Origin of the sequence: uncultured Pedobacter sp., from assembly GCF_913776295.1 — a bacterium.
Classification (GTDB): domain Bacteria; phylum Bacteroidota; class Bacteroidia; order Sphingobacteriales; family Sphingobacteriaceae; genus Pedobacter.
Window position 1 is genome coordinate 1 of sequence record NZ_CAJYOJ010000070.1, and the last position, 14,946, is coordinate 14,946.

Consider the following 14,946-nt stretch of genomic DNA (forward strand, 5'->3'; position numbering starts at 1 on the left):
AGCCAGTAATAGGGCTTGGTCGGTGGAGTCCGAAAAATTTGTTAGGCCGGACTTAAGTAGAACGGAGACCCAGTGCGAAGGCCTTGTTGGATGGAAATGCATATTTCATAAGTGACTAATTATCAAATAATTAAAAATTAACATCAATGGTAGCGTAGTAGAAGAGTTAATGGGCAACATGCTATTTATTTTACAAGCCTTTGTTTCTAAACCCGGTAGAAGCGGCAGCTCCCGATTTTTCATCGGGACTATAGCGAATAACGGGACTGCTGGTTCCGAAACACTGCTGAACGTTAATTTTCAAACAAAACAGATTATTTTATCACATAAGGTTACGCATGCTCAATTGTGATTGCGAAGATTATAGCCTTTCAGCTTTAGCCTTTTCGCTTACCCCAATTCGATCTGTCGTTTAATGCTTTCTTCCAATGATATTAAAGTCTCTGTACGCTGAATACCATTCACAGCTTGTATTTCCTCGTTTAAAACATGCCGTAAATGATTAGTATCCCTACAGATAATTTTGGCAAACATACTGTAGGCGCCGGTAGTGTAATGTAATTCTACCACCTCTTTAATTTTGCTCAACTGCGCAACTGCATCTTTATACTGGATTCCTTTTTCGAGGTAAATACCCAGAAACGCACAAATATCATATCCTGCCTTTTGTGGATCAATGATGAGGTGAGAACCTTTTATAATGCCCATTTCTTGCAGTTTCTTCATCCTAACATGTATGGTTCCGCCGGAAACAATCAAATCCTTGGCAATTTCTGTATATGGTTTAGTGGCATCCTGCATCAATTGCTTTAATATATCAATATCGAGGTTGTCAATTTCTAAATTGGAATTGTCTTTTTTAAGCATATTTTTGAATTATGATAAGCGAATTTAATAAAATTTATCAATATTATAAAAATAAAATTAAATGTTTAAAATATTTGCAAGGTATTGGTTGTTCCTTTACATTTGTATCAAGCAATTAACAAAAAAGGAAACGTTCTTTCAAAATTGTGGAACATACTGTAGGGTGGTGAAACAGGCAGACACACCTCCTTGTCTCGGTGGCGGAGAGTAATGGGAATATACCGGTTTCGGTACTAACCACTCCTTGAAGGTTCGATTCCTTCCCCTACAGCGGTTTCAGTTTGCAGTAGCCAGTATACAGTTAGCAATAACTGAGAATTGAAAACTGCTTGCTGATAACTTTTAAAATGTTGGGTGGTGAAATTGGCAGACACGCCTCCTTGTCTCGGTGGTGGGGAATAATGGGACAAACGCAGTTTATTGGGTTGACCACAAATTAATTTTTTGAACTGTAGCTAACTACCCCTTGAAGGTTCGACTCCTTCCCCAACAGCATTTTTTATGAATAATAAGTTAGTTAATCGAGCAATCCTGGATAGGTTGCTCTTTTTTTTTAGGACTATTTTTTATATCCATCATATATTTATGTGATATATTATTATATTACTCAATCAAATTTATTCGTCTAAAGCCCGTGATCAAGAAACGCATTTCAATTAAAGATATCGCTAAACAATTAGATATCTCCATCACTACTGTATCTTTTGTAATTAATGGAAAGGCAAGGGAAAAGAATATCAGTGAATCGCTTACCAAAAAGGTTTTAGATCTGGTGGCTGAACTAAATTATCAACCCAATGCTCTTGCTAAAAGTCTAAGAACAGGAAAAACGAAAATCATAGGTTTCCTGGTTGATGATATTTCTGAGCCATTTTTTGCCGGTATAGCACGCCGGATCGATGAAATTGCTTCGAGCCTTGGTTATAAAATCCTGTTCAGCAGTACCAGAAATGATACCGAAAAAGCAATAGAATTGCTGCATATTTTTAAAGACAGGCATGTTGATGGCTATATCATGGCCTTGCCCGAAGGATTGGAAGAAGAAGTTAAAAAATTGATTCAAACAGAAGCTCCCGTAGTATTATTTGATCGGTATGTACAGGATGTTAAAACAGATTATGTTATCATCGATAATCAGAACAGCGCGTATAATGCCACTGAGCACCTCATCAAAAATAATTATAAAAATATAGGTTTTGTAACTATTGATACCGCTCAGCAACAGATGGTTGACCGCCTTGCTGGTTATGAAAAGGCTATCGGAAAATATAAACTGCAGGCAATTGTAAAGAAAATAAAATATGTGAACTCTGCTGAATCAATTGAGGAAATGATCGAGTTTTTCCAAAAGGAGCAGCAGCTTGATGCCGTGGTATTCGCAGCTAACTATATTTGTTTGGATGGACTGAGAACTTTTAGAAAATCGGGGATTCAAATCCACAAGGACATAGCCGTTGTTTCCTTTGATGATTTTGAAATTCTTGAATTTTGTGACCCTCCGGTTACGGCTATAGCTCAGCCACTGGAGGCTATTGCAGAAAACGTGATGAAAATTTTATTGAGCAAACTCAAAAAGGGTGGTAAGTCTATCGAAAATATGCAGGTTTCGTTACCTACCATACTAAACGTTAGAGGTTCAAGCGCAAAAAAATAAGAACATTAAAAAAGGGAATAGAATAAATCTATTCCCTGATTTTTTATATGATACCGGTTAAACTGTCATTACATCTTTTTCCTTAGCCTCAGCATGTTTGTCAACCTTGATGATATAAGCGTCGGTTAATTTTTGCACTTCACCCTCACCTGTTTTAATTTCGTCATCAGAAACGCCTTCTCCCTTTAATTTTTGAATTTTGGTATTGGCATCTTTACGGATATTGCGAACGGTAATTCGGCCTCTTTCAGCTTCTTCCTTTACTTTTTTTACCAATTCCCTTCGGCGTTCTTCAGTTAAAGGTGGCACAACCAGGCGGATAACAATACCATCATTTTGTGGGTTGATACCTATATTTGCTACCTGTATAGCTTTTTCAATAGCCGTTAAAAGTGATTTCTCCCAAGGTTGGATGACAATTGTTCTGGCATCGGGCGTATTGATACTGGCTACTTGCGATAATGCTGTAGCTGTGCCATAATAATCTACGAAAATACCATCCAACATTCCAGCTGATGCTTTACCAGCCCTGATTTTAGTTAATTCAGATTCACAATGATCGATGGCTCTTTCCATTGCAGATTGCGCATCCATTAATTGTAATTGTATGAGGTCGTTCATAATTGTGTGTATTTCTACAAAAATAATAAATTTTATTCCTTATTTAACGAGGGTTCCGATAGGTTCACCACTGGCTATTTTCATGAAATTGCCATGTTTATTCATGTCAAACACAATAATTGGCAATTGGTTTTCTTCGCACAGGGTAAAGGCTGTCATATCCATTACATTAAGACCTTTATCGTAAACTTCTCTAAAAGAAATTTCCTCATATTTAGTGGCCAACGGATCTTTTTCAGGATCTGCCGTATAAATTCCATCAACACGCGTTCCTTTCAGCACCACGTCAGCTTTAATTTCTATAGCGCGTAAAGCTGCAGCAGAATCGGTTGTAAAATAAGGGTTTCCGGTTCCTGCACCAAAAATAACCACACGGCCTTTCTCTAAATGCCGAACGGCTCTTCTGCGGATAAATGGCTCGCAGATTTGCTCCATTTTAATGGCAGTTAGTAAACGTGTTTTAATGCCGACTTTCTCTAACGCATCTTGCAGGGCCATAGAATTGATGACCGTAGCCAACATGCCCATATAATCGGCCTGTGCTCTGTCCATCCCACTTTTTTCAGCACTCAGGCCTCTAAAAATATTTCCTCCTCCAATTACAATTGCGATTTCTAAGCCTTTATCATGTACAGTCTTAATATCTTCAGCGTATTGTTTAACACGTTCATTATCAATTCCATACTGTTTATCGCCCATTAGTGATTCTCCACTAAGCTTAAGTAGGATGCGTTTATATTTCATGGCCCCAAAAATATTAACAATTTTTTAATACCTGGCTATGGTTTTTAATAATTGATGTAAATATTTAAATAGATATACCGATTCTATAAAAAAGGAGCAATACGTTTAAATGTTGTCTCCGTTCTAATTGATTATGAAGCGCCTCCCTTGCTCTGGGAAGAATAACTTTAGTTTTTTCAGGTTCCCGGAAAGTAGTTGTTGTTTTATTTTTTCTGCTTGATGCTGTGGAGGTTTGATATGAGTTACAATAAAAGAAACTTTTTTAAATGCCTGTTTATTGGTCAAAGATTCAAGTCTGGACAGTTCGCTAAAGAAAAGTCTCGGTGTCAGATGTCCGAATAATTGTTTGTCAGGCTGTTCATTTGGAAAAGATACCTCCATAAATATAGCTTTTAACCGCCCAGAATTAATAAGAGGTGTTATTGTTTGCCATAACTTAATGAGTTTGTCCGACTGTTCAATTTCATCAGCACCGGTATCTCCCAGATAAAGTACATCACTATCGGCATGGCTGATGAGGAAAGCAGTACTTTTGTAGGGATTGCCATGGCTTAATTCAAAAGCTTTCACTTTCATTTCTGTTCCCTCCAGCGGGTAAGTATTGCCTTCGATCAGAGGGAAATAAGTATACTTTTTTAACTGTGGTTTTTCACCTTCATCGGCAAAATTAGCCCAGGCATCCCAGGTAAAATATTTATCCCTTAAAATGTTGAGAACAGAAGGCATGCCATAGATATTTTTTGCGGTATCGGCTGGCGAATTGATTATTAAACCTGCCACATGATCTAAATGCGCATGTGAAATCAAATATCCTTTAATCTGTTTACGTTGAACATTTTCACTTATGCCTTTGAGCGATTGATGGTCGATTGCTTTTTGGATGCCGGCGTTTATGGTACCAGCATCAAGGCACACGTAGTGATCACTTCCTTTTGGAGCAATCATATAAGATGACAAATTGCTTTCATCGTCACCGCCTTTTACGCCCAGCGGAATGATATTAAAAGCTTCTTTTGTTTCCTGTGCCCGGAGATTAATGGCGTTTACCGTTAATAAGATGATTGCCGTAAGAATTCTTTTAAACGTGTTGGATAAATTATATCGTTTCACCTTTAAAAATAACCTCTTGTAAATTTAACTGATCATCAACGATCAATAAGTTTGCCTGTTGCCCAATTGTTATGCTTGCGGTTAGGTTTTCGATGCCAATTAATTTGGCCGGATATTGGGTTCCCATTTTTATTGCATCATTTAAGCTGATACCACAATGCAATACACAATTTTTAACGGCGTCCAGCATCGTTAGTGAGGAACCTGATAGTGTACCGTCAGGCATAACAAATTTATTCCCTTCTTTAAGATGTTGATATGGCCCTATGGAACAGGCTGTAACAGCATCTGTAATAAGAAACAAACGTTCTTTTAATATTTTTTGTGAAAATCTAACAACTTCAAAATCTACATGCTGCCCGTCGGCGATGATACTGGCCATTGCCTTATCATGACTAAAAACAGCAGTAGGTATGCCTGGTTCACGGTGATGGATCGGACTCATGGCGTTAAAAAGATGTGTAGTGGACTGAATGCCTTTGTTATAGGCAACAGTAGCTTCATCAAATGTTGCGTTGCTGTGGCCAAGCGAAATAATTACGCCATTATCTAGCAGTAACTGAATTACTTCATCATCCTGTACTTCTGGTGCAATGGTGATCATTTTGATTACACCATCTCCAAAATCAATTAATCTCTTAATCTCATCAAGCGACGCCTTCCGTACGAACGCAGGCACATGTGCGCCTAAGCGTTTTGGATTTAAAAATGGCCCTTCCAGATGTAACCCCAGGCAATTTTTTGCAGTTGACCGGTGCGCTTTAGCTGTCTTGATACATGCATCAAAAGCTTCCTGAGAATTTGTTGCTATACAGGCCAGAAAACCTGTTGTCCCTTTTTTGAGCAGGTCGTCTTCCATGATGGTTAATGATTCTACAGTCGGATCTGCAGAGAACAATCTATTGCCTGCACCATAGATCTGCAAGTCTATGAAACCAGGTACTACAAAGGAATGTCCGTTTTCTTTGTCGCTGCTTTCGTTAATGCCTGAAATGATAGCGCCATCGATTGTGATGTCTTGATTTTTTATTAATTCGCTGTCTTTGAAATAAGAGGCGTTCGAGATTACTTTCGGCATATCAAAATGTTTTGAATGGAGTTAACTTACACGGTCAAAGTTAAATATTGTAACGATATAATAAGCCTTTTAATTCTTGATGGTTGCCTAAAACACAATTATCAGCCGGTTGATATGCATCATTTGAAACCACAGTGCATAAAAAAAAGCCCCAATTTCTTGAGGCTTCTAATATGTTTTTATCAATGCTTAAGCGCCTAATTGTACGCGTTTGAAAGCAGATACGGTTAAACCTTTAGCAGTATTATCTAAAAATTTACGCACATCCATTGAGCTATCTTTAACAAACTCCTGGTTTAATAAAGTGCTGTCTTTGTAAAATTTATTCAATTTACCGGCTGCAATTTTTTCCACCATTTCTTCTGGTTTGCCTTCCTGACGGATAACATCTTTAGCAATCTCGATTTCGCGTTCGATAGTAGCCGGGTCAACACCGTCTTTATCAACAGCAACCGGGTTCATTGCAGCAATTTGCATGGCAACATCTTTACCTGCTTCCGTAATATCGGCACCGTTAGCACCTTCAAATACGACTAAAACACCCATTTTACCGTTAGAGTGGATATAAGAAACGATTTTTTCGCCAGAGATATTTGCATATTCCTGAATAACGATCTTCTCTCCGATTTTACCGGTTAATTCAGTGATGGTTTCAGCAACTGTACGTCCGTCTTCTAAAGTAATCGCTGATAATTCTTCAGTAGTAGCAGGGTTGTTTGCAACTGCTGCAGCTAAAACAGCCTGAGCTAAATTACGGAAATCTTCCACTTTAGAAACCGGTTCAGTTTCGCAAGCCAAAGCAACTAATTTACCGTTAGTGCCATCTGCTGAAACAGCGATTGATACCAAGCCTTCAGAAGTAGCATTACCAGAACGGGCAGCAGATACTTTTTGACCTTTTTTACGTAATAAATCAACAGCAGCTTCGAAATCGCCATTAGCTTCTAATAAAGCTTTTTTGCAATCCATCATACCAGCACCAGTTTGTTGGCGTAGTTTATTTACATCTGCGGCAGTAATTTGTACTGTAGACATTTTATTTCCTTTTTTTACCCCCAAACCCCCTGAAGGGGGCTTGGAAATGATTAAATTGATTTAATGAATTTAGATTTTTAGACCATGTCATCCCCCTTCAGGGGTTAGGGGCCTATTCTTCTGTTTTAGTTTCTTCTGATGCTGACGCTTCAACTTCTGCCTCGGCAGCTTTTTTACGTCTAGGCTCTTTTGATTCAGGAGCATCAGCTGCTGCTTTAGCGGCTACTGCTTCTTTTTCAGCCTCATCATCTTTTTCGCGTTTACGTTCTTCTAAACCTTCTTCAATCGCTTTGATAATTACATCAGTAATTAAAGAGATAGATTTTGTAGCATCATCATTCGCAGGGATTGGGAAATCGATGTTAGAAGGATCAGAGTTAGTATCAACCATCGCAAAAGTAGGGATGTTTAATTTTAACGCTTCAGTTACCGCGATGTGCTCTTTCTTAACGTCGATTAAGAATAAAGCTGCAGGTAAACGGTTTAAATCAGCAATACCACCTAAAAGTGATTCTAATTTAATACGCTCACGCTGAATCATTAAACGCTCTTTTTTAGATAAGATCGAATAAGTACCGTCTTTAGTCATTTTATCGATGTTAGACATCTTTTTGATTGACTTGCGAACAGTAGCAAAGTTAGTTAACATACCACCTAACCAACGCTCGGTTACGAAAGGCATGTTTACTTTTTTAGCTTGTTCAGCTACGATTCCTTTTGCTTGTTTTTTTGTTGAAACAAATAATACTTTACGACCTGATTTTACGATTTGTTTAATCGCAGCCGCAGCTTCTTCAGTTTTAGTTAAAGTTTTATTTAAATCTATAATGTGAATACCATTACGCTCCATGAAAATGTAAGGAGCCATTTTTGGATTCCATTTACGGGTAAGGTGACCAAAGTGTACACCTGCATCCAATAAGTCTTGATAAGTTGTTCTTGCCATTGTTGTTGCCTCCTGTGATTAACGTTTACTGAATTGGAATTTCTTACGGGCTTTAGCACGTCCTGGTTTTTTACGCTCAACCATACGCATATCACGCGTCATCAGGCCTTTAGCACGTAATGCAGGTTTTTTCTCCGCATCTAGTTCAACAATCGCTTTAGCAATAGCTAAACGAACAGCTTCTGCTTGTCCTTTTACTCCGCCACCTTGTACATTTACAGTGATATCGTAACGGCCAGCAAGTTCAGCAACTTCTAAACTTTGGTTTACGATATATTGTAAAGGTAAAGTAGGGAAATATTCTTTATGATCTTTACCGTTAACGGTAATTGCGCCAGCACCATCTTTTAAGTAGATACGTGCAACAGCTGTTTTTCTTCTTCCTGAAGTGTTAGTAACTGACATTTCTTAAAGTTTAATGGTTTTTGGAGATTGAGCTGCATGAGGGTGGTTTGCACCAGCATACACAAAAAGATTGGTGTATAATTTTTTACCCAATTTAGTTTTCGGTAACATACCACGTACCGCTTTCTCGATTACACGTTGAGGGTGTTTCGCCATTAACTCCTTAGGAGAAATAAAACGTTGACCACCTGGATAACCAGTGTAAGAAACATATTGCTTTTCGCTGAATTTGTTTCCTGTCAATTTAACCTTGTCTGCATTGATAACAATTACATTATCACCGCAGTCTACGTGTGGGGTGTACTCAGGCTTGTTTTTACCACGGATGATCATAGCGATCTTCGATGACAAGCGCCCCAAAATCTCGCCTTCCGCATCAACAACAATCCACTGTTTGTTTACAGTTTTAGCATTGGCCGAGACAGTTTTGTAACTTAACGTATTCACTTGCTTGTATTTAATTTATTAAACAATTTATTATTCCCATTAAATTTGGGACTGCAAAGATAGAGAGAATACTTTTATTATCAAATAGTTGGAAAGAAAATTTTTGATAGAAATTCTTAAATGAGGTGAGCCTCATGCTGAAGTAGGAAATAATGTTTCGTTGAGCCTATATTCTTCTTACTTCCTTTACAGGTCGTCAGGCATGTAACCAATCCTTTTTCTTGGCTCACTTTTCTTATCAATGAGTTTATCCAGATAAGTAAAAACCAGTTCGATGTTTTTATCCTGGTTACTCACTTGTTGTTTTATAGCTTCGATTTCAAGCTTAAGTTCTCCGCTATCAATAATAAACTGGCGTATGCGAGAGAAAATCCTGACAATCTGGATATTGACCTGAATGGCCTGTTTGCTGTTTAATACGCTTGAAAGCATGAGGATGCCATGTTCGGTAAAAACAAAGGGAAGTTTTCTTCTTCCGCCCCAACTTGAAGTCGCAAATTGCGACTTCAAGTTTAACCACTCTTGCTCAGTGAGTTGAAACATGAAATCTTCCGGGAACCGATCAGGATTTCTGCCAACCTGTTCATTAAGACGTTTAGTCTCTACGGCATACAACCCCGCCAGATCGCTATCCAGCATCACTTTTAGGCCTCTCAGCTCGTAAATTTTATTAACTACAATATTATCAGGGATGATAGGAAGCATCTGTTTCGCTGTCATATCATTTAGGATTTAGGTTAAATATACTATAATTGTTTATTTAAAACCAGAATATCATTTTATTCTCTTCACATAGCTTTACTGTAACTTCTGTATTCCTTAACCCAATTCCATAAAGCAAAGCCTGCAATAATGGTAAAAATGAAATATTCGACTCCCATAAATTTAATTCCTTTTAGGAAATAGAGATAAGTAGCTACAATATCAATAATCAACCAGATTATCCAGCATTCCACTCTTTTCTGGATCATTAAAAAAGTGGTGATTATGCTCATTACAAAAATAAATGAATCAATAAAAGGATAGGCACTCGGTAAATTAAATAATAGGGGCAGCCAGTTGTGAAGCCGGGCGGCCAGAGTACCGATCAATAATGTGCCAATAATGCCGGTGGACAATAAATACAGAAATTGCCTTACCGGCATAAAACTGATTTTAAGCTCCTTATTTTTATCTTCCTCCCCGCGCTTTGGGTTTGTCCATCGCCACCAGCCTATAATGTTGGTTACAAAAAAGAAAACCATTAAAAACATATCTGGATAGAGCTGATTCTGATAATATAAAAAAGCTGATAAAAATACATTTATGATACCCATTGGCCAGCTCCAAATGCTGGCTTTTGCTGAAAGTATAACGGAAGTAATTCCGGTAATTACGGCAAAAAATTCCAGATAGCTCAGTTTGTAGCCAAGAACTGTAAAAAATAGGTATCGGGCATCAAAAAAATCCATTTCTTCTTTTTAGGTATGCTGTAAAAGCTAATTTAAATAATTTTTTCAGGGCTACGGTTTGTACTGACAAACAATCCCAAAATATAGCTGTTATAAAAATGTCAAATGGCCAAACACCGCATTTAGTAACCAGCAAATTTCTTTTATGCAATATCTCGACCAGATTTTCGGTTATCCTATTCCTTTGTTTTTTAAAAACCTCATTATTGGTTTGATAGCGATATCTCTTGGTATTTTGATTAGGTTTATCATTCACAAAACTTTTATCCTGCTTTCCCGCTGGTGGGATTTTATCATTATAAAATCGACAGTTAAGCATTTGCGGAGGCCTGTTGCTTTTCTGATACCCTTGTTGTTCCTCAACTTCTCTTTAACGCTGATGGAGATGTCTCCAACATATCGGCTTCCAATGAGCAAAGCATTGGAAATAGCCTTAACTATTGTCTTTGCGCTTATTTTAGTTCGAGTGATTAACGTTTTGGAAGATTATTTCTACCTGAAATATGATTTAAATAAAGAAAATAATCTAAAAGAGCGTAAAATCAGAACACAATTGCAATTTGTTCGAAAATTTATTGTTTCGCTCATTATTTTAATTACTGTTGCCATTATTTTATTGAGTTTTGAAAGTATGCGTAAAATTGGAGCGGGGCTGCTTACCGGTGTCGGCATAGGAGGAATTATCATCGGTTTTGCTGCGCAGAAATCACTTGGTAATTTACTGGCGGGTTTCCAGATTGCCTTTACCCAGCCGATAAGAATTGATGATGTGTTGATCGTGGAAGGCGAATGGGGTAAGGTGGAGGAAATTACCCTGACCTATGTTGTGGTGAATATCTGGGATCAACGACGGTTAATTCTGCCGATTACCTATTTTATTGAAAAGCCTTTCCAAAACTGGACACGTGTTTCTGCTGATCTGCTTGGTACAGTTTTTTTATATCTTGATTATACTATTCCTATTGAACCGATGCGACAGGAATTAACCAGGTTGTTGAATGCAAACCCTTTATGGGATAAAAGGGTAAATGTGGTTCAGGTAACGGACAGTACTAAAGATGGGAACATTGAGGTACGTTTTCTGATGAGCGCCTCCAATTCATCAAGAGCCTTTGATTTGAGGTGTTACGTAAGAGAGGCTATGATTGCGTTTATTCAGAATAATTATCCTGATAGTTTACCTAAAAAGAGATTTGAACTTAGAGACAGGTTTGCGGGTTCGTAGTATCCACAGTCTGATACGGCTAAGCCGCTATCCGATTTTTATAGGAAGATGAAGGGCTTTTTAGAGATGTTATCAGTTCTGATCTTTCCTGAAAACAATAATTAGGACATTGTTTATCAAGCCAGCCATTATAAAATCTAAAAACTACTTAAAAACAGGTAGTCGTGTTTACCTGAAATATAGTATTTTAATTATAGCTATGGGTTTTGGCATTTTATTAGCATATGCGCTAAGAAAATGATTAAAAATCTATGAAAAAAATTTCAACATTATTATCTCTTGCTCTTGTTTTTTCGTTATTGTTTTCTTGTAAAAAAGATTCAGAAACTACCCCTTCAAAAAGTGGCAAAACCGCAAAATTTACTATCACCGCTAATGGTGTCAATCCAGCCGATGACTATGTCTCCTTTGTAATCGTAGGCGGTGATACCAAAGGTACTAAAACGATCTGGAAGGTAAATGGCGTAACCAGAAATAATGAAGCTGCTATCTCTTTAGGGAAAAACGACTTCACCGGAAGTACCAAAACATACGTAATTGAGACGATATTACCAGTTGATGTAATTTCTGCCAGTACGCAGTGTATTAACTTTAATGCCAGTTATCAGATTAGCTATAAAGCGGAGATAGATGGTAAAGTGGTTACCAATGATGAGGGTGTTATTGTTGATGTTAATAAAGATTATACCCATCAATTCGATTATTAATTGCTCTTTAGTAATTCTCTAGCTGAAGCGGCACAATTAGCTTTGTGCCGCTCAGTAATTATACTATTTAAACATCCTTTTTAGCTTTGCTAGTTTCTCCTGCAAGTCGCCATCAGCATCTTTTGGTTCATTACGCGGCTTGACGTTTTGTTTGTTTGTATTATTTGGTTTAAAATTCTGCCTGGGTTTCTGCTCTTTCGACTCTCTATAACGTACTTCAGACTTCGGACCAACTTCGGTTTTCATCGATAGGGAAATCCTTTTGCGGGCAACGTCAACTTCCATTACCGTAACTTCTACCTTTTGATGCACTTTCACCACGTCATTTGGGTTAGCTACAAAACGGTTAGCCAGCTGACTGGTGTGAACTAAGCCATCCTGATGTACGCCAATGTCAACAAAGGCTCCAAAATTCGTAATATTGGTTACAATTCCCGGTAGTTTCATACCCACTCTTAAATCAGAAATTTCATTCACACCATCGGTAAAGCTGAAAGCCTCAAACTGTTCGCGTGGATCGCGGCCTGGCTTAGCCAGTTCTTTTAAAATATCACTCAATGTTGGTAAGCCGATTTCATCTGTTACATATTGCTGTAGTTTTATCTGTTTTTGCAATTGTGTGTCTTTCATTAACGCAGAAACAGTGGTTCCCAGGTCTTTAGCCATTTGATCCACTACGGCATAACGTTCAGGATGTACGCCGCTGGTATCCAAAACATTTTCTGCATTGCGTATACGTAAGAAACCTGCTGCCTGCTCGTAAGCTTTATCACCCAGCCGGGGTACCTTTTTTAAGCTTTCGCGGTTTTTAAAAGCACCATGTGTATTCCTGTAATCAACAATGTTTTTCGCTAAAGTTGGTCCTAAACCAGAAACATAAGCCAGGATCTGTTTTGAAGCCGTATTTAATTCTACTCCAACCGAATTTACTGCACTGATTACGGTATCATCTAAACTTGCCTGCAATTTATTCTGATCAACATCATGCTGATATTGGCCAACACCGATAGATTTTGGATCAATTTTAACCAGTTCGGCCAATGGATCCATTAAACGGCGACCAATTGAAACTGCTCCACGCACCGTAATGTCATGCGTAGGAAATTCTTCCCTGGCCACTTCTGATGCGGAATAAATTGACGCGCCACTTTCGTTAACCATTACAACTGTAATGTGTGGTAAATTTAATGCCCGCACAAAAGCTTCAGTTTCCCTTCCGGCAGTTCCGTTACCAATGGCAATCGCTTCAATTTCATACTTTTCACAAAGCTGTTGGATCGTAAATTCAGCATTTTTGATGTTGCCCTGTCCGGTATGCGGATAAATTGCGGTGTTCTCTAATAACTGGCCCTGTTTGTCTAAACAAACCACCTTACAGCCTGTACGGAACCCAGGATCTATTGCCATTACGTTTTTTTGTCCCATTGGTGCTGCCAATAACAATTGACGCGCATTTTCGGCAAAAACCCGGATGGCCTCCTCATCTGCTTTTTGTTTGGTGAAAACCCGAAGTTCGGTTTCCATTGCTGGCTCCAGTAAGCGCTTGTAGCTGTCTTCTAAAGCCTGCTGGACCTGTTTAGAAGCCGCATTATTGCCTAAAATAAATTGATTTTCCAGTATAGTAATGGCCTCATCGGCAGGTGGAAGTGCATCTAATCTTAAAATCAGTTCCTTTTCGCCACGGCGCATCGCTAACACACGGTGAGATGCAGCTGTTTTAACCGGCTCGCTCCATTCGAAATAATCCTTATATTTAATGCCTTCTTCTTCTTTTCCTTTGATCACTTCCGATTTAAAGACGGCTTTTTCCTGAAAATAAGTACGCATTTTTGTCCGCGCCTCCACATTTTCAGCAATCATTTCGGCAATAATATCCCTTGCGCCAGCTAAAGCTTCATCAAGCGAGTTTACTCCTTTTTCGGCATCGATAAATTTATGAGCTGATGCATCTAAATCAAAAGTATTTTGTTCAAATATCTGCAGAGCCAAAGGTTCTAATCCTTTTTCTTTTGCGACCGATGCACGTGTTTTACGTTTCGGTTTATAAGGCAGATAAATGTCTTCCAGAAGAGAAATGGTTTCGGCTTCGTTGATCTGTTTTTCTAGCTCGGGTGTTAACTTACCTAGTTCGGTCATCGATTTTAAAATCGCATCGCGGCGTTTATCCAGCTCGCGCAACTGTAAAACCCGATCGCGGATGGCAGCTACCTCAACCTCATCTAAACTGCCGGTTGCCTCTTTACGGTAACGGGAAATAAATGGAACGGTTGCGCCTTCATCTAATAGATTTATGGTTGCGGTTACTTGTTTTTCTGCAACTTTTAACTCGGCTGCAATTATTTTATGGTGGGTTAACATATCCTAAAGGGTGAAATTGAAAGAAGCAAAGCTAATCAGGATTTGCGGGATTTAATGATTTTTAAAATGAAGTTTTCCACCGAAATTTGTGAGTAAGTTTTTGAAAAAATTAAGTGAGCTAATGATCAGCGTCCGATCATTTTTAAGGGTTTAACCGGCAGATATTAACGAAGTTATTTTTCATAACCTAACCGCATTTAGCAAAAAAAAACAGCAATATTATGGCTTCTTTTTTTTATTTTCCATGGTTTAAACATCCATACACTGCAACATGTTAGGGGACTACTTCATCGTACGC

Annotated in this window: 15 protein-coding genes and 1 tRNA gene; 4 read left to right on the forward strand and 12 right to left on the reverse strand. The window is 38.3% G+C overall.

Annotated elements, in window-relative coordinates; translation table 11 throughout:
- Window positions 1-390: 390 nt before the first annotated feature.
- Window positions 391-867, reverse strand: a complete 477-nt coding sequence (locus tag QZ738_RS15525; protein ID WP_025145395.1) for an Lrp/AsnC ligand binding domain-containing protein — start codon at window positions 865-867, stop codon at window positions 391-393.
- A 348-nt stretch (window positions 868-1,215) separates the two neighbouring features.
- Between QZ738_RS15525 and QZ738_RS15530 the strand changes: the two genes are divergently transcribed.
- Both QZ738_RS15530 and QZ738_RS15535 read left to right on the forward strand, forming a co-directional pair.
- A tRNA-Asp gene (locus QZ738_RS15530) sits at window positions 1,216-1,360 on the forward strand.
- 141 nt (window positions 1,361-1,501) lie between these two features.
- Complete coding sequence (locus tag QZ738_RS15535) at window positions 1,502-2,521, forward strand: LacI family DNA-binding transcriptional regulator (RefSeq protein ID WP_293788654.1); 1,020 nt, start codon at window positions 1,502-1,504, stop codon at window positions 2,519-2,521.
- Between the two features lie 57 nt (window positions 2,522-2,578).
- Here QZ738_RS15535 and frr read toward each other — a convergent pair whose 3' ends face one another.
- The 10 genes from frr to pnuC all read right to left on the reverse strand — a co-directional run bounded on the left by frr (window position 2,579) and on the right by pnuC (window position 10,358).
- Window positions 2,579-3,142: a ribosome recycling factor gene (frr, locus tag QZ738_RS15540; protein WP_293788655.1), complete on the reverse strand. Its 564-nt coding sequence runs from the start codon at window positions 3,140-3,142 to the stop codon at window positions 2,579-2,581.
- Between the two features lie 39 nt (window positions 3,143-3,181).
- The gene (pyrH, locus tag QZ738_RS15545) at window positions 3,182-3,886 is read right to left on the reverse strand and encodes a UMP kinase (protein ID WP_293788656.1); all 705 of its coding nucleotides are present in this window, start codon (window positions 3,884-3,886) and stop codon (window positions 3,182-3,184) included.
- A 123-nt stretch (window positions 3,887-4,009) separates the two neighbouring features.
- Entirely contained in the window at window positions 4,010-4,996 is a 987-nt protein-coding gene (locus QZ738_RS15550) for an MBL fold metallo-hydrolase (RefSeq protein WP_293788657.1), read from the reverse strand.
- The gene (gene nagA, locus QZ738_RS15555; RefSeq protein WP_293788658.1) at window positions 4,983-6,074 is read right to left on the reverse strand and encodes an N-acetylglucosamine-6-phosphate deacetylase; all 1,092 of its coding nucleotides are present in this window, start codon (window positions 6,072-6,074) and stop codon (window positions 4,983-4,985) included. The genes QZ738_RS15550 and nagA overlap by 14 nt, the downstream gene beginning before the upstream one ends.
- A gap of 189 nt (window positions 6,075-6,263) precedes the next feature.
- On the reverse strand, window positions 6,264-7,109 hold the full coding sequence (gene tsf, locus QZ738_RS15560) for a translation elongation factor Ts (protein WP_293743265.1): 846 nt from the start codon (window positions 7,107-7,109) through the stop codon (window positions 6,264-6,266).
- A 112-nt stretch (window positions 7,110-7,221) separates the two neighbouring features.
- Window positions 7,222-8,055 (reverse strand): 30S ribosomal protein S2, encoded by an 834-nt coding sequence (rpsB, locus tag QZ738_RS15565; protein ID WP_090982964.1) that lies wholly within the window; start codon window positions 8,053-8,055, stop codon window positions 7,222-7,224.
- Window positions 8,056-8,073: 18 nt separating this feature from the next.
- Window positions 8,074-8,460: a 30S ribosomal protein S9 gene (rpsI, locus tag QZ738_RS15570; protein WP_039481187.1), complete on the reverse strand. Its 387-nt coding sequence runs from the start codon at window positions 8,458-8,460 to the stop codon at window positions 8,074-8,076.
- Between the two features lie 3 nt (window positions 8,461-8,463).
- Window positions 8,464-8,907 (reverse strand): 50S ribosomal protein L13, encoded by a 444-nt coding sequence (gene rplM, locus QZ738_RS15575; RefSeq protein WP_039481184.1) that lies wholly within the window; start codon window positions 8,905-8,907, stop codon window positions 8,464-8,466.
- A gap of 186 nt (window positions 8,908-9,093) precedes the next feature.
- The gene (locus QZ738_RS15580) at window positions 9,094-9,627 is read right to left on the reverse strand and encodes an ORF6N domain-containing protein (protein ID WP_293788659.1); all 534 of its coding nucleotides are present in this window, start codon (window positions 9,625-9,627) and stop codon (window positions 9,094-9,096) included.
- A 68-nt stretch (window positions 9,628-9,695) separates the two neighbouring features.
- Window positions 9,696-10,358 carry a nicotinamide riboside transporter PnuC gene (pnuC, locus tag QZ738_RS15585; protein ID WP_293788660.1) on the reverse strand — a complete coding sequence of 221 codons (663 nt, stop codon included), beginning with the start codon at window positions 10,356-10,358 and terminating at the stop codon, window positions 9,696-9,698.
- A gap of 145 nt (window positions 10,359-10,503) precedes the next feature.
- Here pnuC and QZ738_RS15590 point away from each other — a divergent pair, with 145 nt between their 5' ends.
- A complete protein-coding gene (locus tag QZ738_RS15590; protein WP_293788661.1) occupies window positions 10,504-11,583 on the forward strand; it encodes a mechanosensitive ion channel domain-containing protein in 1,080 nt (359 codons plus the stop codon).
- A 251-nt stretch (window positions 11,584-11,834) separates the two neighbouring features.
- On the forward strand, window positions 11,835-12,290 hold the full coding sequence (locus QZ738_RS15595; protein WP_293788662.1) for a hypothetical protein: 456 nt from the start codon (window positions 11,835-11,837) through the stop codon (window positions 12,288-12,290).
- A 63-nt stretch (window positions 12,291-12,353) separates the two neighbouring features.
- On the opposite strand, the gene QZ738_RS15600 is transcribed toward QZ738_RS15595, so the two are convergent.
- The gene (locus QZ738_RS15600) at window positions 12,354-14,648 is read right to left on the reverse strand and encodes a Tex family protein (RefSeq protein WP_293788663.1); all 2,295 of its coding nucleotides are present in this window, start codon (window positions 14,646-14,648) and stop codon (window positions 12,354-12,356) included.
- Between the last annotated feature and the right edge of the window lie 298 nt (window positions 14,649-14,946).